Genomic DNA, 23,349 nt, shown 5'->3' on the forward strand with positions numbered 1-23,349 from the left:
GATTTTAGACAACCCGTGGGACGCGGGTGGGCAGAAAGGAAATATTACCAGGCGTCAGGTTTCGGCGCGTTAAGTTGCGCCAGTACTGACCGCAGGGAGGTGCCATCCGGGAACACGCATTCAGGTGCGATTTCAAACAGCGGCCACAGCATAAAGCCGCGGTTTTTCATATCGTAATGAGGGACAGTCAGACGGGGGATATTCAACGTTAATTCACCGAACAGCATAATGTCCAGGTCAAGCGTACGTGGTCCCCAGCGCTCCGCTTTACGCACGCGACCTTGTTGCAACTCAATACGCTGGGTGTGATCGAGCAGCGCTTCGGGCGCGAGTTCCGTTTCCAGCGCCACGGCGGCGTTGAGATAGTCCGGTTGATCCTGCGGGCCAAGCGGAGGAGTGCGGTACAGTGAAGAAACCGCCACAATCCGGCTTTGTGGGATCTCCCCAATGGCCGTTATGGCGGCATTAACCTGGTCGAGCGGTGACGCCAGATTGCTACCCAGCGCAATATACGCGAGGGTCACGCATTGCCCTCGCGACGCGGTGTGCGTTTGCGTGGTCGACGATGACGACGGCGTTCAGCCGGTTCATCACCTAAATCATCCAGCATATCTTTTTGCGCTGGCGGCGCAGAAACCTGGAATTCACCCCACCATTTCACCAGACGTTGCAGCTCACCGTTGTTTTCGGCATCGGCGCGCAGTGCCATCAGGTCGTAGGCGGCGCGGAATTTCGGATGCTCCATCAGTTTCCAGGCGCGTTTCCCCTGACGACGGGACATACGCAACTGCAACTGCCAGATATCGCGAATCAGCGTGGTAATGCGCTTCGGAATTGCCAGTGAACGACAGGCTTCGTCCAGCACATCATTCATCGCCAGCGCGAAAGCGTCGTAATAGGCCAGCCCGCCTTCTTGTGCGATGCGCTGGGCATTCTCCAGCAGCGGATACCAGAACATGGCGGCAAACAGAAACGCCGGGTTAACACGCATATCATTGCGGATGCGGTTATCCGTGTTCTTCAGTACCTGCTCGATAATGCGCTCCATCGGGCTATCGCCGTTTTCGGTGAAATAGCGCGTGATGGTCGGGAACAGCGGCTGAAACAGGCCGTATTCGCGCAGCAACTGGCAGGTGTCGTAGCCGTAGCCCGCCTGCAACAGTTTGAGCGACTCCTCAAACAGGCGCGCTGGCGGTACATCGTTGATCAGGGTGGCGAGACGTGGAATAGGTTCGGCGGTTTCTTCGCTGATGCGCATGTTCAGCTTGGCGGCGAAACGCACGGCGCGCAGCATGCGTACCGGATCTTCGCGGTAACGCGTCTCCGGGTTGCCAATCAGGCGGATCACGCCTTCTTCCAGGTCGCGCATACCGCCCACGTAATCGCGAACGGTAAAATCGGCTACGCTGTAATAGAGACTGTTAATGGTGAAGTCGCGGCGCTGGGCATCTTCTTCGATGGAGCCGAAGATATTGTCGCGCAGCAGCATACCGTTTTGCCCGCGCTGGGAGATGGTACGATCGGTTTGTTGATCGTCATGGTGCCCGCGAAAGGTGGCGACTTCGATGATTTCCGGCCCGAACATCACATGCGCGAGGCGGAAACGGCGACCGACCAGGCGGCAGTTGCGGAACAGTTTACGTACCTGGTCCGGGGTCGCGCTGGTGGTAACGTCAAAATCTTTTGGTTTTTTGCCCAGCAATAAGTCACGCACGCCGCCGCCCACCAGGTAAGCGTCGTAGCCCGCTTTATTCAGACGATAGAGCACCTTGAGCGCGTTTTCACTGATATCTTTGCGGGAAATAGCGTGCTGCTCACGCGGAATAACCGTCATCTGTGGTTGGGCCATAGCCTCAACGACCATGCTCTCTTCGCGGCTCAGCACCTTGCGGCAAAAATTAGCGACTCGGGTAAAAATAGTACACCTCGGTAAGTGTCAAACGTCAGGACAAAAAAATAGCGGCTAATCATAGCTCAGCGCGAGGCATTTGAGAATGCCGTATTCGCACACGCTGCTCCCGGCACGCGGGAAAGCGCCCAGTTCGCCACCGCCCTTTTCAGCAATGCCTCAATGCTGAGATCCTGCCATTCTTGTGTTACATCCTGGTTCAGGAATTGTAAAGCCCTGATTATTATGGGGCGCGGATCGCCAGCAGGCAAGGCGGGCGCATGGTTCTGCTTGGAGAGCTTATTTCCCTGCTCATTCAGCGCCAGCGGCAAATGAATGTACTCTGGCGTCGGCCAGCCAAGGTGTTGATACAGGGAAATTTGCCGCACCGTGGGTTCGATCAAATCCGCACCACGCACAATCTCGGTAACACCCTGAAAATGGTCATCAACCACCACCGCCAGGTTGTAAGCAAACAGCCCATCGCGGCGATGAATAATAAAATCTTCCCGCGCCAGTTTTTCATCGGCAATGATATGACCGCGCAGTTTGTCATCAAACGCCAGCACCGGATGCTGCTGCATCAGGCGTACGGCCGCGTTTTCCGGGCCGTTATGGCGGGTACGGCAATAGCCATCATAGATGCCGCCCACGCGTTGAATCCGCGCGCGCGAGCAGGTGCAGTAATAGCTTAATCCTTCACGTTGCAAAGTGGCGAGCGCGTCGCGGTAGGCCTCATGGCGCTGTGACTGCCAGAGTACATTGCCGTCCCACTGCAGGCCGTAATGTTCAAGCTGACGCAGGATGGTGTTTGCTGCACCGGGGACTTCGCGTGGAGGGTCAATATCTTCGATGCGAACAAGCCAAAGGCCTTGACTGGCGCGGGCTTGCAGGTAGCTGCCAAGCGCAGCGATCAGCGAACCAAAATGCAGTTCACCAGAGGGAGATGGCGCAAAGCGCCCAATATAGTGTGATTCAGGCATATCAACAGGCAAAAAAATATAGGGCGGGAATAAATCCCGCCGTATAGGGCGCAACCACAGCGTTGTGGTACGCCATCAGTGATAACGGGTGATTAACCCGCCATCTGTTTTTCGCGGATTTCCGCCAGCGTTTTGCAGTCGATGCACAGATCGGCGGTCGGACGCGCTTCCAGACGGCGGATGCCAATTTCCACACCGCAGGATTCACAGAAGCCGAAATCTTCGTCTTCCACTTTTTTCAGCGTCTTCTCGATCTTTTTAATCAGCTTGCGCTCGCGATCACGGTTACGCAGTTCGAGGCTGAACTCTTCTTCCTGTGCGGCACGATCAACCGGATCAGGGAAGTTTGCAGCTTCGTCCTGCATATGTGTGACGGTGCGATCGACTTCATCCCTAAGTTGATTACGCCATGCTTCAAGAATGCGCTTGAAGTGAGCCAGCTGGGCTTCGTTCATATACTCTTCGCCCGGCTTCTCTTGATACGGCTCCACCCCAGCGATGGCGAGAATACTCAGGGACGATGTTTTACGGTTTTGCCCTTCTTGCATGTTGCTTCTCCTTAACACGCACTATCGATCCCCGGTTGGGGGAAAAATCAGGCCGCTATAAATAACAGATGCTTTTCCGGATGGCAAATATCTAAACGTAACACTTGACAACCCTGTGAAGAAAAGCGTATTTGCGCACGCGACCAGAACACTTATTAGTCAAACGCCTGCCTCTAAACGGTGAAAGGCACCGGCAAACTCAGAGTGATGTTATCGGCAGAAAGTTCCGCTTTATAAGCGAGAATTTCCACCCCCTGACGTTGTGCGTCATTCAACAAACGTGCGTATTCCTCATCAATATGGCGCGCTGGAGAAAAATGTTCAACGGCTGAGTGCAAGACGGCAAACAGGATGACAGCGCGATCGCCATTGGCCGCCACGCTCATTAACTCCCGCAGATGCTTCTGACCCCGGAGGGTGACCGCATCCGGGAAAAAACCTGACTGCTGCTCGGCGAGCGTGACCGATTTCACTTCAATATAGCAGTTGCGGCGATCATCCGCCTGTAGCAGAAAATCAATTCTGCTACGTTCCGCACCATATTTTACTTCGCTTTTCAGCGCGCTATAGCCGGTCAGTTCTGGCAGGTTTCCGGTGAGGATCGCCTCTTTGGTCAGCGTATTTGCGCGCAGCGTGTTGACGCAAATAAACACCCCTTGCCGAGTTTGCGTTAATTCCCAGGTGTGCGCATATTTGCGTTTAGGATTTTCTGATGTGGAATACCAGACCGTGTCGCCAGGTGTGGCGCAGCCGGTCATTGCGCCGGTATTCGGGCAATGCAGCGTCAGCGTTTCACCCTCTGGCGTAATCACATCGGCAAGGAATCGTTTATAGCGCTGAATCAGCGTGGCGGGTTTTAGCGGCGGGGAAAACTGCATAGCAAATCCTTATTGTTATGTTTTTAATGCCCAGCGATTGAGCGCCGTATAACGGGTGCGCCCGTTGATAAACTGCGATTCATACAACGCAAACGCTTCGACCGGAAAGGTCCAGCGAAAACCCGGCGGCGGAATGGTCACCGCCTGACCGGCGTCGCGCAATAGCGTGATATGCGGGTGGAAAGGCTGCGGGCTTTGGTAACAACCGCTGCGGGAAGCCTGCGCGCGAAGCATATCTGCCAGCTGTAGCAACCCGCGCGGCGGCTGACGCGCACCAAGCCAGACCACGCGCGATCGCAGCCACTGTCCTGCATCATCCAGCGTCAGCGTAAAACCAGGCTGATGTATGCGCCCGGCAAGCGTTTCCAGCGCCCGCTGTTTCTCCGCGCTGATGTCACCGAGAAACGCCAGCGTCAGATGCAGGTTGGCGGCGGCGATGGGTCGCCCTGCATCAGCCGGAAAGTGTTGCGCGCGCCAGTGCACCACCTGCGTCTGGATCCCGGTGGGTAACTCAATGGCAAAAAACAGCCTTTTGGATTCGGACATGCGCTCCCCGGTAATGGCTCGGTAATGGTTTGCGGCGATGGTATACTACTGCGCTGTTCTATGTTAACCCTCAGGAGCTTTTGTGTCCTTATTGCCGGTCGCCGCTGTTCTTCCCGATATCCTTTCTGCGCTGCAACGCGCGCCCCAGGTGCTATTGAGCGCGCCGACCGGGGCAGGGAAATCCACATGGCTGCCGCTGCAATTGCTGCAACAGGGCGCTATTGAGGGGCGTATTTTGCTGCTGGAGCCGCGTCGTCTCGCTGCCCGCAATGTTGCGCAGCGGCTGGCGGAACTTCTTGATGAGAAACCCGGAGAAACGGTTGGCTATCGCATGCGGGCGGAAACCTGCGTGGGGCCAGACACGCGGCTGGAAGTGGTCACCGAAGGGATCCTGACGCGCCTGATCCAGCACGATCCGGAGCTGAGCGGCGTGGGGCTGGTGATACTGGATGAATTTCACGAGCGCAGTTTACAGGCCGATTTGGCTCTGGCGTTGCTGCTGGATGTTCAGCAGGGGCTACGTGATGACCTCAAGTTGCTGGTGATGTCCGCGACGCTGGATAACGAGCGCTTGCAGGCGCTGTTGCCGGATGCGCCGGTCGTTGTTTCGCAGGGGCGCGCCTGGCCGGTTGAACAGCGCTTCCTGGCCTTGCCGGCGCATCAGCGTTTTGACGAAGCGGTGGCGCAGGCGACCGCCGAGCTGTTGCGCAGCGAGCCGGGTTCTCTGCTGCTGTTTTTACCGGGCGTAGGTGAGATCCTGCGCGTTCAGGAGCAGCTCGCTTCCCGCGTGGGCAGCGATGTCGTGCTCTGCCCGCTGTATGGCGCGCTGCCGTTAAGCGAACAGCGTAAAGCGATTTTGCCGCCCCCGACCGGGCAGCGAAAAGTGGTGCTGGCGACCAATATTGCCGAAACCAGTCTGACCATTGAAGGCATACGGCTGGTGGTAGATAGCGCGCAGGAGCGCGTCGCCCGTTTTGACGCCCGTAGCGGGTTAACCCGGCTGATCACGCAGCGTATCAGCGTCGCCTCGATGACGCAGCGCGCCGGACGCGCAGGCCGTCTTGAACCTGGAATTTGTTTGCACTTGCTGGGCAAAGAGCAGGCGGAACGCGCCGCGGCGCAAAGCAGTCCGGAAATACTCAACAGCGATTTGTCCGGCTTGTTGATGGAATTATTACTGTGGGGATGCCAGGATCCCGCCCGGCTCAACTGGCTGGATATGCCGCCTGAGGTAAATCTCGCTGCGGCTCGTAAGCTGCTGAAACAGCTGCAGGCGCTGGAGGAAGGGCGTTTAACGGCATCAGGCCGGAAGATGGCTGCGCTCGGTAACGATCCGCGCCTGGCGGCAATGCTGGCTTCGGCGAACGGTGATGATGAGATTGCCACTGCGGCGAAGCTGGCAGCCATTCTTGAAGAGCCGCCGCGCGCAGGAAATAGCGATCTCAGCATCGCGTTCGCGCGCCAACAGACGAACTGGCAGCAGCGCGCACGGCAGCTTGCCCGGCGGTTGAAAAGCCATGCTGGTGAACCGGACAGCGATGCGCTGGCACCGCTGCTGGCCAGCGCCTTTGCCGATCGTATTGCGCACAGGCGAGGCCAGCAGGGGCGTTATCAACTGGCGAACGGTATGGGCGCCACGCTGGACGCCGACGATGCGCTGGGCCGCCATGAATGGCTGATTGCGCCGCTGCTGTTGCAGGGGAGTCAGTCGCCGGATGCCCGTATTCTGCTGGCGCTGCCGCTGGATATCGACGCGCTGATTGCCCGTTGCCCGCACTTATTGCAGCAGTCAGACACCATTGAGTGGGACGATGCGCAAGGCACGTTAAAAGCGTTCCGCCGGAGCCAGATAGGGCAACTGACGGTAAAAGTGCAGCCGCTGGCAAAACCGTCGGAAGAAGAATTGCATCTGGCGATGCTCAATGGCATCCGTGATAAAGGGCTGCAGGTGCTGAACTGGACGCCGGAAGCTGAACAGTTGCGTTTACGATTACACTGTGCGGCGAAGTGGCTGCCGGAGCAGGCGTGGCCCGCAGTGGATGACGCTTCGTTACTGGACTCGCTGGAGCAGTGGCTGCTGCCGCACATGGGCGGTATCCGTTCGTTGCGCGATCTGAAAGCGCTGGATGTTACGCAAGCATTACAAACCCTGTTGCAGTGGTCATTACGTCAACGGCTGGATAGTGAGCTGCCTGGGCATTACACTGTGCCGACCGGAAGCCGGATAGCCATTCGCTATCATGAGGATAATCCGCCGGTGCTGGCGGTTCGCATTCAGGAAATGTTTGGCGAAGCCACCACACCCACCATTGCGCAGGGGCGCGTGGCGCTGGTGCTGGAGCTGCTTTCTCCTGCGCAGCGACCGCTGCAAATTACCCGTGATTTAGCGGCATTTTGGGCCGGTTCCTGGCGCGATGTGCAAAAAGAGATGAAGGGGCGCTACCCGAAACATCTCTGGCCGGACGATCCGGCCAATACCGCCCCCACGCGGCGGACGAAAAAGTACTCCTGAGCCGGTCAACGTTTACCGCCCGGCGCGGGTGAAAATTGAGAGATTTCTTCTTCTGCCTTTGTGCAGAAGAGCTGAGAATCAGGCCCTTGCGCCTGAAAGTTGCGGAGAGTAAAGCATGGCGGGGAATGACCGCGAGCCAATTGGACGCAAAGGGAAACCAGCGCGTCCGGCAAAAGAGAAGATCAGTCGTCGTCGACTCCGGGAAGAGGAGTATGACGAGTACGAAGATGATGACGATGAGGATGAAGAACCGATGCCGAAAAAAGGAAGAGGCAAAGGCCGGAAGCCCCGGGGAAAACGCGGTTGGTTCTGGCTGCTGTTTAAAATCTTCATTGTCCTTGCCGTGCTGTGCGCCATTTATGGCGTCTATTTGGATCAAAAGATCCGCGCCCGTATCGACGGCAAAGTCTGGCAGTTGCCAGCAGCGGTCTATGGTCGCATGGTCAACCTTGAACCGGATATGGCGGTCAGTAAAAACGAGATGGTGAAACTGCTGGAAGCCACGCAGTACCGCCAGGTGACGAAGATGACGCGTCCCGGCGAGTTTACGGTGCAGGCGAAAAGCATTGAGATGATCCGCCGTCCGTTTGATTTCCCGGACAGTAAAGAAGGGCAGGTGCGCGCGCGTCTGACGTTTGATGGTGATCGTCTGGAAACCATCGAAAACATGGACAGCAACCGCCAGTTCGGTTTCTTCCGCCTCGATCCGCGTCTGATCACCATGCTCTCGTCGCCAAACGGTGAGCAGCGTCTGTTTGTGCCGCGTAATGGCTTCCCGGATCTGCTGGTGGATACACTGCTGGCAACGGAAGACCGCCATTTTTACGAACACGATGGCATTAGCTTCTACTCCATTGGCCGTGCGGTACTGGCCAACCTGACGGCAGGCCGCACCGTGCAGGGGGCGAGTACGCTGACCCAGCAACTGGTGAAAAACCTGTTCCTCAGCAGCGAGCGTTCTTACTGGCGTAAAGCTAACGAAGCCTATATGGCGCTGATCATGGATGCCCGTTACAGCAAGGATCGCATCCTTGAGCTGTATATGAACGAGGTTTACCTGGGTCAGAGCGGTGATAACGAGATCCGCGGTTTCCCGCTGGCAAGCCTGTACTATTTTGGTCGTCCGGTGGAAGAGTTGAGTCTTGATCAGCAGGCGCTGCTGGTTGGGATGGTTAAAGGGGCGTCGGTCTACAACCCGTGGCGCAACCCGAAACTGGCGCTGGAACGCCGCAATCTGGTGTTGCGCTTGCTGCAACAGCAGAATGTGATCGACCAGGAGCTGTATGACATGCTGAGCGCCCGTCCGCTGGGCGTGCAGCCGCGCGGCGGGGTGATTTCACCGCAGCCGGCGTTTATGCAGATGGTGCGTCAGGAGCTGCAGGCGAAACTGGGCGACAAAGTGAAAGATCTCTCCGGCGTGAAGATCTTTACGACCTTTGATTCCGTGGCGCAGGATGCTGCCGAAAAAGCGGCAGTTGATGGCATTCCGGCGCTGATCAAACAGCGCAAATTGACCGACCTTGAAACCGCGATGGTGGTGGTAGACCGCTTTACCGGTGAGGTGCGGGCGATGGTCGGTGGCGCTACACCGCAGTTTGCCGGTTATAACCGTGCGATGCAGGCACGCCGTTCGATTGGTTCACTGGCGAAACCGGCGACTTATCTGACCGCGTTAAGCCAGCCGAATCAGTACCGCCTGAATACGTGGATCGCGGATGCGCCGATTTCACTGCGCCTGTCCAATGGCCAGGTGTGGGCGCCGCAGAACGATGACCACCGTTTCAGTGGTCAGGTCATGCTGGTGGATGCGCTGACCCGTTCTATGAACGTGCCGACCGTTAACCTCGGGATGGCGATTGGTCTGCCGGCGGTGACGGATACCTGGGAAAAACTCGGTGCGCCGAAAGATCAGCTGACGGGTATGCCGTCGATGCTGCTTGGTGCGCTGAACCTGACGCCGATTGAAGTGGCGCAGGCATTCCAGACGATCGCCAGCGGGGGTAACCGTGCGCCGCTTTCCGCGTTGCGCTCGGTGATCGCTGAAGATGGCACGGTACTCTATCAGAGCTTCCCGCAGGCCGAGCGTGCAGTACCGGCGCAGGCGGCATATATGACGCTGTGGACCATGCAGCAGGTGGTGCAACGTGGTACGGGTCGTCAGCTTGGCGCGAAGTATCCGGGGCTGCACCTGGCGGGCAAAACCGGGACCACCAACAATAACGTGGACACCTGGTTTGCCGGTATCGATGGGCGTGAAGTGACCATTACCTGGGTAGGCCGCGACAATAACCAGCCGACCAAACTGTATGGCGCCAGCGGCGCAATGGCGATTTATCAGCGCTACCTGGAAAACCAGTCGCCGATCCCGTTAGATCTGACGCCGCCGGAAGACATCACCACGATGGGCGTCGACGATATGGGCAACTTTGTCTGCGGTGGCGGCGGTTCACGTCAGCTACCGGTCTGGACCACCAGCCCGGAAACGTTGTGCCAGCAGAACCAGATGCAGCCGCAGACGAGTAACCCGTTTGACTCGTCGACGCAGCCACAACAGCAGCCACAACAACCAACGCAACAACCGCCGCAGCAGGAGCAGAAAAGCGATGGCGTAGCGGGGTGGATCAAAGAGATGTTCGGCGGCAACTAAGCCATGACATTGCCATCAAACCCCTGGCCGAAAGGCCGGGGGTTTTTCTTTTCCGTTATCTAAAACATCCGGATAACGCGATAGTAAATTCCTATTAATAGCCATTTAACCCCCCATTTCTATCTGGTTATTTCTTCATCCTTTAAGCCCGTTCAGACGGCGCGTTGCTTGCTATACAGGCAACCCTTCGCCTATTATGCTGCGGTCATAATAATAATTATCGTTTACGTTATCATTCACTCATTGATTCAGAGATAAAACAATGGCGCGTCCCAATACTGCTCAGCCAGTCAACACCACGCTGCGTAAAATCGCAGTGGTGGTAGCCACAGCGGTTAGCGGCATGTCTGTTTATGCACAGGCAGCAACGACCCAAAAAGAAGAAACCATCACCGTCACCACCGCCGCTCCGCAAGAGAGCGCATGGGGACCGGCAGCGACGATCGCAGCGAAGCACTCTGCGACCGCCACCAAAACGGATACGCCGCTGGAGAAAACCCCGCAGTCTGTTTCTGTGGTGACCCGCGATGAAATGGATATCAAGCAACCCGGTACGGTGAAAGAGGCATTAAGTTACACCCCCAGCGTTTTCTCTACTCGCGGCAGTTCGACGACCTATGATGTCGTCACTATTCGAGGTTTCACAACGTCCACAACCGTGAATACCAATCAGTATCTGGATGGGATGAAGTTGCAGGGGAATAACTACTCTGAAATTTCAATGGACCCCTATTTCCTGGAGCGTGTCGAGTTGATGCGTGGTCCGGTGTCGGTTCTCTATGGACAGAGTAATCCGGGCGGTGTCGTCAGTATGGTGACTAAGCGCCCGCAAACGACCCCACTGCGTGAAGTGCAGTTCAAAATGGGGACAGATAATCTGTGGCAAACCGGGTTTGATTTTAGCGATGCCATTGATGATAACGGCGTCTGGTCTTATCGTTTGACTGGCCTTGGGCGCAGTCAGGATGCCCAGCAACAAATGGCAAAATCGACGCGCTATGCTGTTGCGCCTTCCTTTAGCTGGCGTCCGGATGATAAAACCGACTTTACTTTCCTGAGTAATTTCCAGAACGATCCGGATGCCGGCTACTATGGCTGGCTGCCGCGTGAAGGTACCATCGTTCCGTTCTATGATGCCAACGGTAACGCTCACAAGCTGTCGACAGATTTCAATGAAGGTGAACGAGACAATAAGATGTCCCGTCGTCAGCAGATGGTTGGCTATAGCTTCTCTCATGCGTTTGACGATACTTTCACTGTCCGCCAGAACCTCCGCTATGCGCGTGTTCACACCCTTTATCGCTCCGTTTACGGTGATGGCTACAGTTCAACTGTTCCAGGGCAAATTAATCGCGCCTTCGTTCGGTCTGATGAAGACCTGAATACTTTCACGGTTGATAACCAGCTGGAATCTAAATTTGCTACCGGGAGCGTTGACCATACGTTGCTGACGGGCGTCGATTATATGCGTATGCGTAATGACATTGGCGCTGACTACGGTAGCGCCAATCCGATTAATGCGCTTGATCCGCAATATGGTAATGCAAACGTCAAGATTACCTTCCCGTACGCAGTGATTAACCGTCAGGAGCAAACGGGCCTGTATGTTCAGGATCAGGCTGAGTGGAAAAAATGGGTGCTGACCCTTGGTGGTCGCTACGATTTTGCAAAAACGTCTACCTTTACTCGTTCTACATCAAGTCTTGCTGAGATTAATGATCAGCAGTTCACCTGGCGTGGTGGTCTGAATTATCTGTTTGATAACGGTATTGCGCCATATTTCAGCTACAGCGAGTCCTTCGAACCGGTTTCAGGTTCCAGCGCCAGCGGTCAGCCATTCGATCCTTCCCGCGGTAAGCAATATGAAGCGGGTGTGAAATATGTGCCGAAAGATATGCCTGTGGTGGTCACCGCTGCTGTCTTCCAGTTGACCAAAGATAAAAATCTGACGGCGGATCCGAATAATACCCTCTTCAGTACGCAGGGTGGCGAGATCCGTGCTCGTGGGATTGAGCTGGAAGCGAAAGCGGCTGTTACCGCGAATATCGATGTGACTGCTGCCTACAGCTATACCGATAGCAAATATACGCACGATACGGTATTCGAAGGAAAACGTCCGGCAGAAGTTCCGCGTAATCTTGCCTCGCTCTGGGCTGACTATACCTTCCATGAGACAGCGCTCAGCGGGCTCACTATCGGCGCTGGCGCCCGTTATGTTGGCTCTACCTCCAGCATCTATTCCAACCGTACTAACCAGGAGAATGAACTCTTCAGTGTTGCGGGTTATACCGTAGCGGATGCGGCAGTGAAATATGATCTGGCGCGTATCGGGTTACCGGGTTCCTCGGTCGGCGTGAATGTTAACAACCTCTTCGACCGCGAATACGTCTCCAGCTGCTATCGCGAATATGCATGCTACTGGGGCGCAGAGCGTCAGGTGGTGGCGACCGCAACCTTCCGCTTCTAATCTCTCTTCGGGCACGGTTCGCCGTGCCCTCTGATAAGTTGGCTACCATGCAGGATAACAAAACGCTTCCCGATACCACCTTTCAACTGAATGATGTGAGCTTTAGCGTGCCCGGACGCACACTATTGCATCCGTTATCCCTGACTTTTCCTGCCGGGAAAGTGACGGGCCTGATTGGTCATAACGGTTCGGGTAAATCCACACTGCTCAAAATGTTGGGCCGTCATCAGCCACCTTCCGGCGGCGACATTTTGCTGGATCAGCAGCCGTTGGCGAGCTGGAACAGCAAAGCCTTTGCCCGCAAGGTGGCGTATCTTCCTCAGCAACTGCCGCAGGCGGAAGGGATGACCGTACGTGAGCTGGTGGCGATTGGTCGTTATCCGTGGCACGGCGCGTTAGGGCGTTTTGGCATTGCTGACCGGGAAAAAGTGGAAGAAGCGATAGCGCTGGTTGGGCTGAAACCGTTGGCGCATCGCCTGGTCGACAGCCTTTCTGGCGGTGAACGCCAGCGGGCGTGGATCGCCATGCTGGTGGCGCAGGATAGCCGTTGCCTGCTGCTTGATGAGCCGACATCCGCGCTGGACATCGCGCACCAGGTTGATGTGCTGGCGCTGGTGCATCGTCTCAGCCAGCAACGTGGGCTCACGGTAGTTGCCGTCCTGCACGACATTAATATGGCGGCGCGATATTGCGATTATCTGGTGGCGCTGCGCGGCGGTGAAATGATCGCGGAAGGCGTACCGGATGCCTTAATGCGTGCCGACACGCTTGAACACATTTATGGCATCCCGATGGGGATCCTGCCGCATCCTTCCGGCGCCGCACCGGTGAGTTTTGTTTACTAATGGCCCAATTACCTCAGATTAGCCGTCGCCGCCTGCTGACGGCGATGGCGTTCTCTCCCTTACTGTGGAACATGCGCAACGCGCAGGCGGCATCTGTCGACCCGCACCGTATCGTTGCCCTCGAATGGCTACCCGTTGAGCTACTGCTGGCGCTCGGCGTTGCGCCCTATGGCGTGGCGGATGTGCATGACTACAACGTGTGGGTTAACGAACCCGCACTGCCTGACTCGGTGATCGATATCGGGCTGCGTACAGAGCCGAATCTTGAACTGCTGACGCAGATGAAGCCCTCTTATCTTGTCTGGTCCGCAGGCTATGGCCCGTCAGAAACCAAACTGGCGCGCATTGCGCCGGGGCGCGGTTTCACCTTCAGCGATGGCAAAAAACCGCTCACTATGGCGCGTCACTCCCTTAACGAGATGGCGCAGTTGCTGAACAGGGAAGCGGCTGCGAAAACGCATCTGGATGCGTTTGATGCGTTGATAGACGGGACAAAACCGCATTTTGCCCGCCGTGGCAACCGCCCGTTGCTGATGATCACGCTGCTGGATCCCCGCCATGTGCTGGCGTTTGGTCCGAACTGCCTGTTTCAGGAAGTGCTTGATAGCCTTGGCATTCGTAATGCCTGGCACGGTGAAACCAGCTTCTGGGGCAGTGTGGCGGTTGGTATCGACAGGCTGGCGGAATACAAAGACGTGGATGTGCTCTGTTTCGATCACAGTAATGACCAGGATATGAACAAGCTGATGGCGACACCGCTGTGGCAGGCGATGCCCTTTGTGCGCGCCGGTCGTTTCCAGCGCGTTCCGGCTGTCTGGTTTTATGGCGCGACGCTGTCAGCGATGCACTTTACCCGGGTGCTGGACAATGCGCTGGGAGGCAAGGCATGAGTCGTCGTCTCTCCCTTTTCCCGGCGCTGTTACTGGCGCTGTTGTTTGCTATCGCCGCAGGGCTGAGCTGGTTCAATTTAAACATTGCGCTGCCGCGAGCGCAGTGGGGTGAGGCGCTGCGCGCGCCAGACATTGACCGTATCGATCAGATGCTATTCCACTACAGCTTGCTGCCAAGGTTGGTGATTTCCCTGCTGGTGGGGGCAGGTCTTGGGCTGGTGGGGGTGTTGTTCCAGCAGGTGTTGCGCAACCCGCTGGCGGAACCGACCACGCTTGGCGTGGCGACCGGCGCTCAACTGGGGATCACTGTCACCACATTGTGGGCGATACCGGGCGCGCTGGCTTCGCAGTTTGCCGCACTGGCGGGCGCGTGCGCTGTGGGTGCGCTGGTGTTTGGTGTGGCCTGGGGCAAACGGTTATCGCCGGTGACGCTGATCCTTGCCGGGCTGGTGGTGAGTCTTTATTGCGGGGCAATCAACCAGTTGCTGGCGCTGTTTCATCACGATCAGTTGCAAAGCATGTTCTTATGGAGCACCGGTACGCTGACCCAGACCGACTGGAGCGTGGTGCAGCGTCTGTGGCCGCAACTGGTGGGCTGCGGTGTATTAACACTGTTGCTGCTGCGCCCGCTGACCCTGATGGGGTTGGATGATGGTGTTGCGCGCAATCTCGGGCTGGCCTTGTCGCTGGCCCGTCTGGCGGCGCTGACGCTGGCGATTGCACTCAGTGCATTGCTGGTGAATGCGGTGGGCATTATTGGTTTTATCGGCCTGTTTGCCCCGCTGTTGGCAAAAATGCTCGGCGCGCGCCGTTTACTGGCGCGACTGGTGTTGTCGCCGCTTATTGGTGCGCTGATTTTGTGGCTTTCCGATCAACTGGTCTGGTTGCTGACCCGCGTATGGATGGAGATCTCCACCGGCTCTGTTACCGCGTTGATTGGCGCACCGTTGCTGCTGTGGCTGTTGCCGCGCCTGCGCAGCATGAGCGCCCCCGCGATGAACGCCGGGGATAATATTCCCGCTGAGCGTCAGCATGTGCCGTGGTTTGCCTTCGGGGGCCTGGTGTTGCTGTTGCTGGCGATGTGGGTGGCGCTGGCATTCGGTCGGGATGCGCAGAGCTGGCACTGGGCCAGCGGCACGTTACTGAATGACCTTCTGGAATGGCGCTGGCCGCGCATCATCGCGGCACTGACCGCCGGTATCATGCTGGCGGTTGCGGGCTGCATTATTCAGCGCCTGACCGGTAACCCGATGGCCAGCCCGGAAGTACTGGGGATCAGCTCCGGTGCGGCGTTTGGCGTGGTGCTGATGCTCTTTTTCGTACCGGGGAACGCCTTTGGCTGGCTGATGCCCGCCGGGAGTCTTGGGGCAGCGGCGACGCTACTGATTATCATGGTTTCTGCCGGGCGCGGCGGGTTTTCACCGCACCGCATGCTGCTGGCCGGTATGGCGTTAAGCACGGCGTTTACTATGCTGCTGATGATGATGCAGGCCAGTGGTGACCCGCGTATGACGGCGATCCTGACGTGGATTTCCGGTTCAACCTATAACGCCTCCGGTGAGCAGGTATGGCGCACCAGTGCGATGATGGTAGTGTTGCTGGCGTTGACGCCGCTGTGCCGTCGTTGGCTGATGATTTTACCGCTGGGCGGCGATACCGCGCGGGCAGTGGGCATGGCGCTGACATCATCGCGTGTTGCGCTACTGCTGCTGGCTGCGGCTTTAACGGCCACGGCGACGATGACCATTGGGCCGCTGAGCTTTGTCGGGCTGATGGCGCCGCATATTGCACGGATGATGGGTTTTCGCCGCACGATGCCGCATATGCTGATTTCAGCACTGGTAGGGGGCGTGTTGCTGGTCTTTGCCGACTGGTGCGGGCGGATGATGTTGTTTCCGTATCAGATCCCGGCGGGGCTGCTGTCGACCTTTATTGGCGCGCCGTACTTTATCTATTTGCTGAGAAAGCAGAGCCGTTAATATTCTCCCTCTCCCGGGTGGGGAGAGGGAAAAAGAACATCAGAGCTTCGCGAATGCGCGGCGAGCCGCATCGATAGTCTTGTCGATATCTTCTTCGCTGTGTGCGACGGACATGAAGCCCGCTTCAAACGCAGACGGCGCAAGGTAAACGCCTTCTTCCAGCATCAAATGGAAGAATCGTTTGAAACGTTCAACATCGCACTTCACCACATCCTGATAGCAGGTCACGCTTTGCGCATCGGTAAAGAACAGGCCGAACATACCGCCAACATGGTTCACAACCAGTGGGATGCCTGCCTGCTGAGCGGCGTCGAGCAGACCATTGGCCAGTTGGGTGGTCAGTTCGGTCAGAGTGCTGTGGATGCCAGGCTGAGCCACTTCGGTTAAACAGGCGTAGCCCGCCGCCATCGCAATCGGGTTGCCGGACAGCGTTCCCGCCTGATAAACCGGGCCGGTGGGTGCCAGCGCATCCATCACCTCGCGGCGACCGCCAAATGCGCCGACCGGCATGCCGCCGCCGATGATTTTGCCAAGGCAGGTCAGGTCCGGCGTCACATCGTAGTACGCTTGCGCCCCGGCCAACGCCACACGGAAGCCGGTCATCACTTCATCGATAATCAGCAGCGCGCCAAACTCATCGCACAGCGCACGCAGGCCTGGCAGGAATTCCGGCTGCGGCGGAATGCAGTTCATATTGCCTGCTACCGGCTCAACAATAATGCAGGCGATATCCTGCGGATATTGTTCGAAGGCGGCGCGCACGGAGGCGAGATCGTTATAGGTGCAGGTGAGGGTATGTTTGGCGAAATCCGCCGGTACGCCAGGTGAGTTCGGCTGGCCCAGCGTCAGCGCGCCGGATCCGGCTTTTACCAGCAGGCAATCCGCATGCCCGTGGTAGCAGCCTTCGAATTTGATGATTTTATCGCGACCGGTAAAGCCACGCGCCAGGCGAATCGCGCTCATGGTCGCTTCCGTACCGGAGTTCACCATCCGCACCATATCCATCGTCGGCACCAGCTCCGTCACCAGTTCAGCCATTTTGACTTCCATTTCGGTCGGTGCGCCAAAGCTCAGTCCACGGCTGGCGGCTTCAATTACCGCATTGCGAATGGCCGGATGGTTGTGCCCCAGCACCATTGGCCCCCAGGAGCCGACATAATCGATATAGGCTTTACCATCGACATCGTACAAATAAGCGCCGTCAGCACGCTCGATAAACAGCGGCGTACCACCCACGCCAGTAAAGGCGCGCACCGGCGAGTTGACTCCGCCCGGGATCAGCTCACGCGCTGCGTTATAGAGTTTTTCAGACTTACTCATGCTTTCAATTCCTGGTTGGTGGAAAAATCAATGCCCGCCATTCTATGTGATTACAGGAAGGTTATGCACGCCCTGGCCAGTGGAATGACATATTTTGCAGGGATTTTAGCCGCGACGCGGGCACCCCGGTTCGTTACAATGCCCGCTGTATTTGTATTATCTTTTCTTATCTATGACTCCTGAAACCTCCTCATTTGAACAGCAGCAAGTGGAACGTCGGCGTCGCAGAGATATTTTGCGTCACTTGTTGCAACGCGATAAAACGCCGCTGGCGATATTGGTTATGGCTGCCGTCGCGGGAACGCTGACCGGGTTAGTGGGCGTTGCTTTTGAAAAAGCGGTCAATTTCGTCATCAACACCCGCACAGGTGCACTGGCCCAGGTGGCGGATAGCGCGTGGCGGGTCTGGTCGCTGGCATTCATTGGCTCCGCGCTATTGGCGATGGTGGGGTATTTTTTGGTTCGCCGCTTTGCGCCGGAGGCCGGAGGTTCCGGCATTCCGGAGATTGAAGGCGCGCTGGAAGAGCTACGTCCGGTACGCTGGTGGCGCGTGCTGCCGGTCAAATTCATCGGCGGTATGGGGACGCTCGGCGCAGGAATGGTGCTTGGTCGGGAAGGTCCGACGGTGCAGATTGGCGGGAATATTGGCCGCATGGTGGCGGATCTGTTCCGAATGCGCAGCGCAGAGGCGCGCCATACGTTACTGGCGACCGGCGCAGCGGCAGGTCTGTCTGCCGCGTTCAATGCGCCATTGGCTGGGATCCTTTTCATTATTGAAGAGATGCGCTCCCAGTTTCACTACAACCTGATCTCCATTAAAGCCGTGTTCACCGGTGTGATCATGTCGAGCATTGTGTTTCGCCTGTTTAATGGCGAAGCCGCGGTCATTGATGTAGGCAAACTCAGTAATGCGCCGGTCAACACGCTCTGGCTCTATCTGGTGCTGGGGATGATTTTTGGCTGCGTAGGGCCTTTGTTTAATACGCTGGTGCTGCGTACTCAGGATCTTTTTCAACGTATTCACGGCGGCCAGACGACTCGCTGGGTGCTGGTCGGTGGGCTTATCGGTGGCGCTTGTGGCGTGCTGGGTTTGATTGCTCCGGCGTTTTCCGGTGGGGGTTTTGCCTTGATCCCGATAGCGGCAGCCGGGAACTATACTGTCGGGGCGTTGCTATTACTCTTTTTGATCCGTGTTGCCATGACGCTGCTTTGTTTCTGCTCGGGCGCGCCGGGGGGAATATTTGCCCCGATGCTGTCGCTGGGCACGGTATTTGGGATGGCCTTCGGCAGTGCGAGCGCGGACCTTTTTCCACACTATCAACTTGATGCGGCAACATTTGCCGTCGCTGGTATGGGCGCGTTACTGGCGGCTTCGTTGCGTGCGCCGTTGACCGGGATCGTGCTGGTTCTGGAAATGACAGACAATTACCAGCTTATTCTGCCAATGATCATCACCTGTCTCGGTGCGACACTGTTAGCACAGTTCCTTGGCGGTAAACCGCTCTACTCCGCCATCCTGGCACGTACACTTGCCAGGCAGGAAGCGGCCGCTATTGATGCGTCGCGGCGGGAGAATACTTGAACGATTTAATAGCGTATTGGATAATAGCCAAAAATGATCGGGTTACTATTTGCCCAGATCGCAGTAGCAATGGGAGCAAGACATGAGTGATGACGTAGCGTTGCCGCTGCAGTTTACCGATGCAGCAGCCAACAAAGTAAAAAGCCTGATCGCAGACGAGGAAAATCCAAACCTGAAACTGCGTGTCTACATCACCGGTGGTGGTTGCAGCGGCTTCCAGTATGGTTTTACCTTTGATGATCAAATCAACGATGGCGATATGACCATTGAGAAACAGGGCGTTGGCTTGGTGGTTGATCCCATGAGCCTGCAATACCTGGTGGGTGGTTCGGTCGATTATACCGAAGGCCTGGAAGGTTCCCGCTTTGTGGTCACCAACCCGAACGCGACCAGCACCTGCGGCTGCGGTTCTTCGTTCAGTATTTAACGAACCCGGCAGGTATAAAAAAGCCGTGTCATTGACACGGCTTTTTTGTTATCGGCCCGATTCATCCAGTGCGAACGTTGGTAGCTTCAGATGCCAGCGAATAGCCGCCAGGCGAATCACCAGCGTGACCACCATACCCAGCATACTGGCCGTTTCCAGTGGAACGGTAAAAAAGTAAAACGCAGTCGCATGCACGATGCCGCCAGCAATACAGGCAGTGGCGTAAATTTCAGTACGCAGGATCATTGGCACTTCCCGCGCCAGAACATCGCGGATTATCCCGCCGCCCACCCCGGTGACCACGCCCATACAGATGGCGACCAGCGGCCCGGTTTCGGCCAGAAAGGCCTTATTCACGCCAATCCCGACAAACACGGCCAGACCTACGGCGTCCAGTACGGGGAGTATCCACTTCGGCAGGCGGCGCGGCTGACGCACCAGCACAATGGTCAGCATGCAGGTCACCATGGCGACCACCAGATCGGTGGGATCTTTTACCCAGAATACCGGCCCGTGCGCCAGCGCCATATCGCGGATCGTCCCGCCGCCGACGGCGGTAACCACGCCGAGCACCAGCACGCCAAACGGATCCATCCGCAATTTCCCGGCAAGCAGGACGCCTGAGATGGCAAACACGGCAGTGCCGATAATATCCAGCCAGTAGACGAGCATGTGAATTCCCCGGTTATTTCACCTGCGCAAGGGCAGTACAGAGTTGTTGAGCGGCGAGGATAATACGCGGGCTTGCGCGTTCAAACCAGTCGCTGTGGAGAGAAATAATCGGTATATCGAGCTGGCTATGCCAGAACTGTTCGATGTTGGGGATTTCACGCGTCTCTCCGGCAACCACAATCGCCTGCGGCTGGCGGGCTAACACTTGCTCGCGACTGACCTGCGGCCAGGGCACGCGACTGGCGGCAAAGATGTTTTCACCGCCGCACAGTTCCAGCACCTCGTTCTGAATCGAACCTTGCCCGCTGGTGAACAGCGGCTGTGCGCCAAATTGCAGGAACACGCGTTTTTTCGGTTGGTTTGCATAGCGCGCTTTCAGTTCGTCATAACGCGCCATAAGCTGTTGCGCCGCTCGCCGGGCCTGCTCTGGATGCGGGCTGTAGGGCTCAAGCGCGCGCAGCGTCTGTGCAACTTGTTCGATGGTGATGGCATCCACCCACATCACGGTAACGCCAAACTGCTTCAGTTGATTGACCTGCCGCTCGGTGTTGCCGCCGCGCCACGCCAGCACCATGTCGGGTTTCAATGCGACGATGCGTTCGAGATTGATGCCCTGCCAGCTGGCGACTTGCTCAATATGTGCGGCTTCGGGAGGGTAATCGGAATAGCTGCTCACGCCGACAGGCGTAATCCCCGCGGCAAACAGCAGTTCTGTATTAGCCGGTGAGAGCGAAATCACGCGCGGCGCGGCGAACAGCCACGCCGGCAGCAGAATAAGCAGGGCGGCAAGCGCCCCGAGTGAACGATTAACCACGCGCCAGGTTCTGCACCAGGGTTTCCACCATCAGGCTGGATTGTTTCGCCGCGACGGCCAGGAACTCATCAAAGCTCAGGTGCGACTGTTGATCCGCCACGTCGGAGATGGCGCGAACCACAACAAACGGCACGCCAAAGTTATAGCAAACATGCGCAATGGCGGTGGCTTCCATTTCAACGGCGATAGCTTGCGGGAAGTTGTGGCGGATTTTCGCCAGACCCACTGAACCGTTGATAAAGGCATCGCCGCTGACAATCAAACCACGCACGGCGTGCAGATCCAGTTGTGCGATACAGGCTTCAGCGGCGGCAATCAGTTTATCATCGGCTTTAAAGCCCGCCGGGCAGCCCGGTAACTGACCGTACTCATAACCGAAAGCGGTCACGTCGGCATCGTGATAACGCGCTTCATCAGACACCACGATATCGCCTACCTTCAGCGTTGGCGCCAGACCGCCCGCAGAGCCTGTATTGATAATCACATCCGGCTGGCAGCGCTCCAGCAGCAACGTTGCGCCCATCGCAGCCGCGACTTTGCCAATGCCCGACTTCAGCAGTGCGACGTCAGTGCCATTCAGCGTACCGGTGTAGATTTCGCTCCCGCCAATATTCAGGGTCTGACGGTTCTCGATTTTGTCACGCAGCAGCGTCACTTCTTCTTCCATTGCACCAATAATGCCAATTTTCATGGAGATACTCGCTAATGTGATAAGACAGAATTACGTTTTCAGGGCATAGTCTATCATGGCATACACAATTGCATGATATCCCGTGACGCTTCGCACAGGAGAGAAAATGGCAGAGATCGACTTTCGCAACAAAATAAACTGGCGCCGCCGTTATCGTTCGCCGCAGGGCGTGAAAACCGAGCGTGAAATCCTGCGTATTTTTGAAAGCGATCGCGGGCGCATCATCAACTCCCCGGCCATTCGGCGGTTGCAGCAAAAAACGCAGGTTTTTCCTCTGGAGCGCAATGCAGCGGTACGTACGCGTCTGACCCACTCACTGGAAGTACAGCAGGTGGGACGCTATATCGCCAAAGAAATCCTTAGCCGCCTGAAAGAACTGACGTTGCTGGAAACCTACGGGTTGGATGAACTGACCGGACCGTTTGAAAGCATTGTTGAAATGGCGTGCCTGATGCATGACATTGGCAACCCGCCTTTCGGGCATTTTGGCGAGGCGGCAATTAATGATTGGTTCCACCAGCGACTGGCGCCGGAAGATGCGCTTGGTCAACCGTTGTCGGACGATCGCTGTGAGGTGGCGGTGTTGCGCCTGCATGAGGGCGAAGATGGGTTAAACGCGCTGCGCAGGAAAGTTCGCCAGGATTTAAGCCATTTTGAAGGAAACGCGCAGGGGATCCGCCTTGTGCACACGCTGATGCGAATGAACCTGACCTGGGCGCAGGTTGGCTGCATTTTAAAATATACGCGCCCTGCGTGGTGGGTGGGTTCTCCTCCGGCGTCGCACAGCTATTTAATGAAAAAGCCGGGTTATTATTTCAGCGAAGAAGCCTATGTTGCGCGCTTACGTAAAGAATTAAACCTGGATACTTACAGCCGCTTCCCTTTGACGTGGATAATGGAAGCCGCCGACGATATTTCTTATTGTGTCGCCGATTTGGAAGATGCGGTGGAAAAACGTATTTTCACGGCGGAACAACTTTACCAGCATCTTTATGATGCCTGGGGAGCGCATGAAAAAGGTTCGCTGTTTGCTCAGGTGGTCGAAAATGCCTGGGATAAATCCCGCGTGAATTCCATGCGTCGTAGTGCAGAAGACCAATTTTTTATGTATCTGCGGGTCAATACCCTTAATAAGCTGGTGCCTTACGCGGCACAGCGTTTTATTGATAACCTGCCCCAAATCTTCAGCGGCGAATTCAACCATGCGTTGCTGGAAGATGATAGCGGTTTCAGTCAGCTACTTGAATTATATAAAAATGTCGCCATTAAACATGTATTCAGCCACCCGGATGTCGAGCAGCTTGAATTACAGGGTTATCGCGTCATCAGTGGGTTGCTGGATATTTACCGCCCGTTGTTGCAATTATCGTTGGCGGATTTTACTGAGTTGGTGGAAAAAGAGCGTCTGCGCCGCTTTCCGATCGCATCGCGCCTGTTTCATAAACTGTCGACGCGTCATCGATTAGCGTATGTAGAGGCGGTCAGTAAATTATCGCCCGATTCGGCGGAGTATCCGGTGCTGGAGTATTATCATCGTTGTCGATTGATTCAGGATTATATCAGCGGTATGACTGATTTATATTCTTGGGATGAATATCGTCGTTTGATGGCGGTGGAATAACCCCGTTGTTTTGTAAAGAACGACAATAAATTTTTACTT

19 protein-coding genes are annotated in these 23,349 nt (G+C 56.5%); 9 read left to right on the forward strand and 10 right to left on the reverse strand.

Annotated elements, in window-relative coordinates:
• Window positions 1-44 precede the first annotated feature (44 nt).
• The 6 genes from folK to thpR all read right to left on the reverse strand — a co-directional run bounded on the left by folK (window position 45) and on the right by thpR (window position 4,843).
• The gene (gene folK, locus ACQ3G7_RS09960) at window positions 45-524 is read right to left on the reverse strand and encodes a 2-amino-4-hydroxy-6-hydroxymethyldihydropteridine diphosphokinase (protein WP_430889694.1); all 480 of its coding nucleotides are present in this window, start codon (window positions 522-524) and stop codon (window positions 45-47) included.
• Window positions 521-1,918 carry a polynucleotide adenylyltransferase PcnB gene (gene pcnB / locus ACQ3G7_RS09965; protein ID WP_430889739.1) on the reverse strand — a complete coding sequence of 466 codons (1,398 nt, stop codon included), beginning with the start codon at window positions 1,916-1,918 and terminating at the stop codon, window positions 521-523. The genes folK and pcnB overlap by 4 nt, the downstream gene beginning before the upstream one ends.
• Before the next feature lie 56 nt (window positions 1,919-1,974).
• Entirely contained in the window at window positions 1,975-2,871 is an 897-nt protein-coding gene (gluQRS, locus tag ACQ3G7_RS09970; RefSeq protein WP_430889695.1) for a tRNA glutamyl-Q(34) synthetase GluQRS, read from the reverse strand.
• A gap of 92 nt (window positions 2,872-2,963) precedes the next feature.
• The gene (dksA, locus tag ACQ3G7_RS09975) at window positions 2,964-3,419 is read right to left on the reverse strand and encodes an RNA polymerase-binding protein DksA (RefSeq protein WP_007373199.1); all 456 of its coding nucleotides are present in this window, start codon (window positions 3,417-3,419) and stop codon (window positions 2,964-2,966) included.
• Window positions 3,420-3,592: 173 nt separating this feature from the next.
• On the reverse strand, window positions 3,593-4,297 hold the full coding sequence (gene sfsA / locus ACQ3G7_RS09980) for a DNA/RNA nuclease SfsA (RefSeq protein WP_430889696.1): 705 nt from the start codon (window positions 4,295-4,297) through the stop codon (window positions 3,593-3,595).
• Between the two features lie 15 nt (window positions 4,298-4,312).
• Window positions 4,313-4,843 carry an RNA 2',3'-cyclic phosphodiesterase gene (gene thpR, locus ACQ3G7_RS09985; RefSeq protein ID WP_263098018.1) on the reverse strand — a complete coding sequence of 177 codons (531 nt, stop codon included), beginning with the start codon at window positions 4,841-4,843 and terminating at the stop codon, window positions 4,313-4,315.
• Window positions 4,844-4,925: 82 nt separating this feature from the next.
• On the opposite strand from thpR, the gene hrpB reads away from it, so the two are divergent.
• The 6 genes from hrpB (at window position 4,926) to fhuB (ending at window position 16,183) form a co-directional block, all read left to right on the forward strand.
• A complete protein-coding gene (hrpB, locus tag ACQ3G7_RS09990) occupies window positions 4,926-7,355 on the forward strand; it encodes an ATP-dependent helicase HrpB (protein WP_430889697.1) in 2,430 nt (809 codons plus the stop codon).
• A 115-nt stretch (window positions 7,356-7,470) separates the two neighbouring features.
• Window positions 7,471-10,002, forward strand: a complete 2,532-nt coding sequence (mrcB, locus tag ACQ3G7_RS09995) for a bifunctional glycosyl transferase/transpeptidase (RefSeq protein WP_430889698.1) — start codon at window positions 7,471-7,473, stop codon at window positions 10,000-10,002.
• Between the two features lie 262 nt (window positions 10,003-10,264).
• On the forward strand, window positions 10,265-12,469 hold the full coding sequence (fhuA, locus tag ACQ3G7_RS10000; RefSeq protein ID WP_430889699.1) for a ferrichrome porin FhuA: 2,205 nt from the start codon (window positions 10,265-10,267) through the stop codon (window positions 12,467-12,469).
• A gap of 47 nt (window positions 12,470-12,516) precedes the next feature.
• Window positions 12,517-13,314 carry a Fe3+-hydroxamate ABC transporter ATP-binding protein FhuC gene (gene fhuC, locus ACQ3G7_RS10005; RefSeq protein ID WP_430889700.1) on the forward strand — a complete coding sequence of 266 codons (798 nt, stop codon included), beginning with the start codon at window positions 12,517-12,519 and terminating at the stop codon, window positions 13,312-13,314.
• Window positions 13,314-14,204, forward strand: a complete 891-nt coding sequence (gene fhuD, locus ACQ3G7_RS10010; protein WP_430889701.1) for a Fe(3+)-hydroxamate ABC transporter substrate-binding protein FhuD — start codon at window positions 13,314-13,316, stop codon at window positions 14,202-14,204. Before fhuC ends, fhuD begins: the two co-directional genes overlap by 1 nt.
• Window positions 14,201-16,183 carry a Fe(3+)-hydroxamate ABC transporter permease FhuB gene (gene fhuB / locus ACQ3G7_RS10015; protein WP_430889702.1) on the forward strand — a complete coding sequence of 661 codons (1,983 nt, stop codon included), beginning with the start codon at window positions 14,201-14,203 and terminating at the stop codon, window positions 16,181-16,183. Before fhuD ends, fhuB begins: the two co-directional genes overlap by 4 nt.
• A 39-nt stretch (window positions 16,184-16,222) precedes the next feature.
• On the opposite strand, the gene hemL is transcribed toward fhuB, so the two are convergent.
• Window positions 16,223-17,503 (reverse strand): glutamate-1-semialdehyde 2,1-aminomutase, encoded by a 1,281-nt coding sequence (gene hemL / locus ACQ3G7_RS10020; RefSeq protein WP_430889703.1) that lies wholly within the window; start codon window positions 17,501-17,503, stop codon window positions 16,223-16,225.
• A gap of 172 nt (window positions 17,504-17,675) precedes the next feature.
• On the opposite strand from hemL, the gene clcA reads away from it, so the two are divergent.
• A complete protein-coding gene (clcA, locus tag ACQ3G7_RS10025) occupies window positions 17,676-19,085 on the forward strand; it encodes a H(+)/Cl(-) exchange transporter ClcA (RefSeq protein ID WP_430889704.1) in 1,410 nt (469 codons plus the stop codon).
• Window positions 19,086-19,167: 82 nt separating this feature from the next.
• The gene (erpA, locus tag ACQ3G7_RS10030; RefSeq protein WP_023480429.1) at window positions 19,168-19,512 is read left to right on the forward strand and encodes an iron-sulfur cluster insertion protein ErpA; all 345 of its coding nucleotides are present in this window, start codon (window positions 19,168-19,170) and stop codon (window positions 19,510-19,512) included.
• Between the two features lie 48 nt (window positions 19,513-19,560).
• Here the strand turns inward: erpA and ACQ3G7_RS10035 are convergent, their stop codons facing one another.
• Genes ACQ3G7_RS10035 through mtnN form a run of 3 tightly spaced genes read right to left on the reverse strand, consistent with a single transcriptional unit; the run spans window position 19,561 to window position 21,689 of the window.
• The gene (locus tag ACQ3G7_RS10035; protein WP_263098009.1) at window positions 19,561-20,184 is read right to left on the reverse strand and encodes a TRIC cation channel family protein; all 624 of its coding nucleotides are present in this window, start codon (window positions 20,182-20,184) and stop codon (window positions 19,561-19,563) included.
• Between the two features lie 13 nt (window positions 20,185-20,197).
• A complete protein-coding gene (gene btuF, locus ACQ3G7_RS10040) occupies window positions 20,198-20,998 on the reverse strand; it encodes a vitamin B12 ABC transporter substrate-binding protein BtuF (RefSeq protein ID WP_430889705.1) in 801 nt (266 codons plus the stop codon).
• The gene (mtnN, locus tag ACQ3G7_RS10045; RefSeq protein WP_263098007.1) at window positions 20,991-21,689 is read right to left on the reverse strand and encodes a 5'-methylthioadenosine/S-adenosylhomocysteine nucleosidase; all 699 of its coding nucleotides are present in this window, start codon (window positions 21,687-21,689) and stop codon (window positions 20,991-20,993) included. Before mtnN ends, btuF begins: the two co-directional genes overlap by 8 nt.
• A 106-nt stretch (window positions 21,690-21,795) precedes the next feature.
• On the opposite strand from mtnN, the gene dgt reads away from it, so the two are divergent.
• On the forward strand, window positions 21,796-23,310 hold the full coding sequence (gene dgt, locus ACQ3G7_RS10050; protein ID WP_430889706.1) for a dGTPase: 1,515 nt from the start codon (window positions 21,796-21,798) through the stop codon (window positions 23,308-23,310).
• The last annotated feature ends 39 nt before the right edge of the window (window positions 23,311-23,349 follow it).

The sequence above is a fragment of the Kosakonia sp. N21 genome (genome assembly GCF_050587465.1).
Taxonomy (GTDB): domain Bacteria; phylum Pseudomonadota; class Gammaproteobacteria; order Enterobacterales; family Enterobacteriaceae.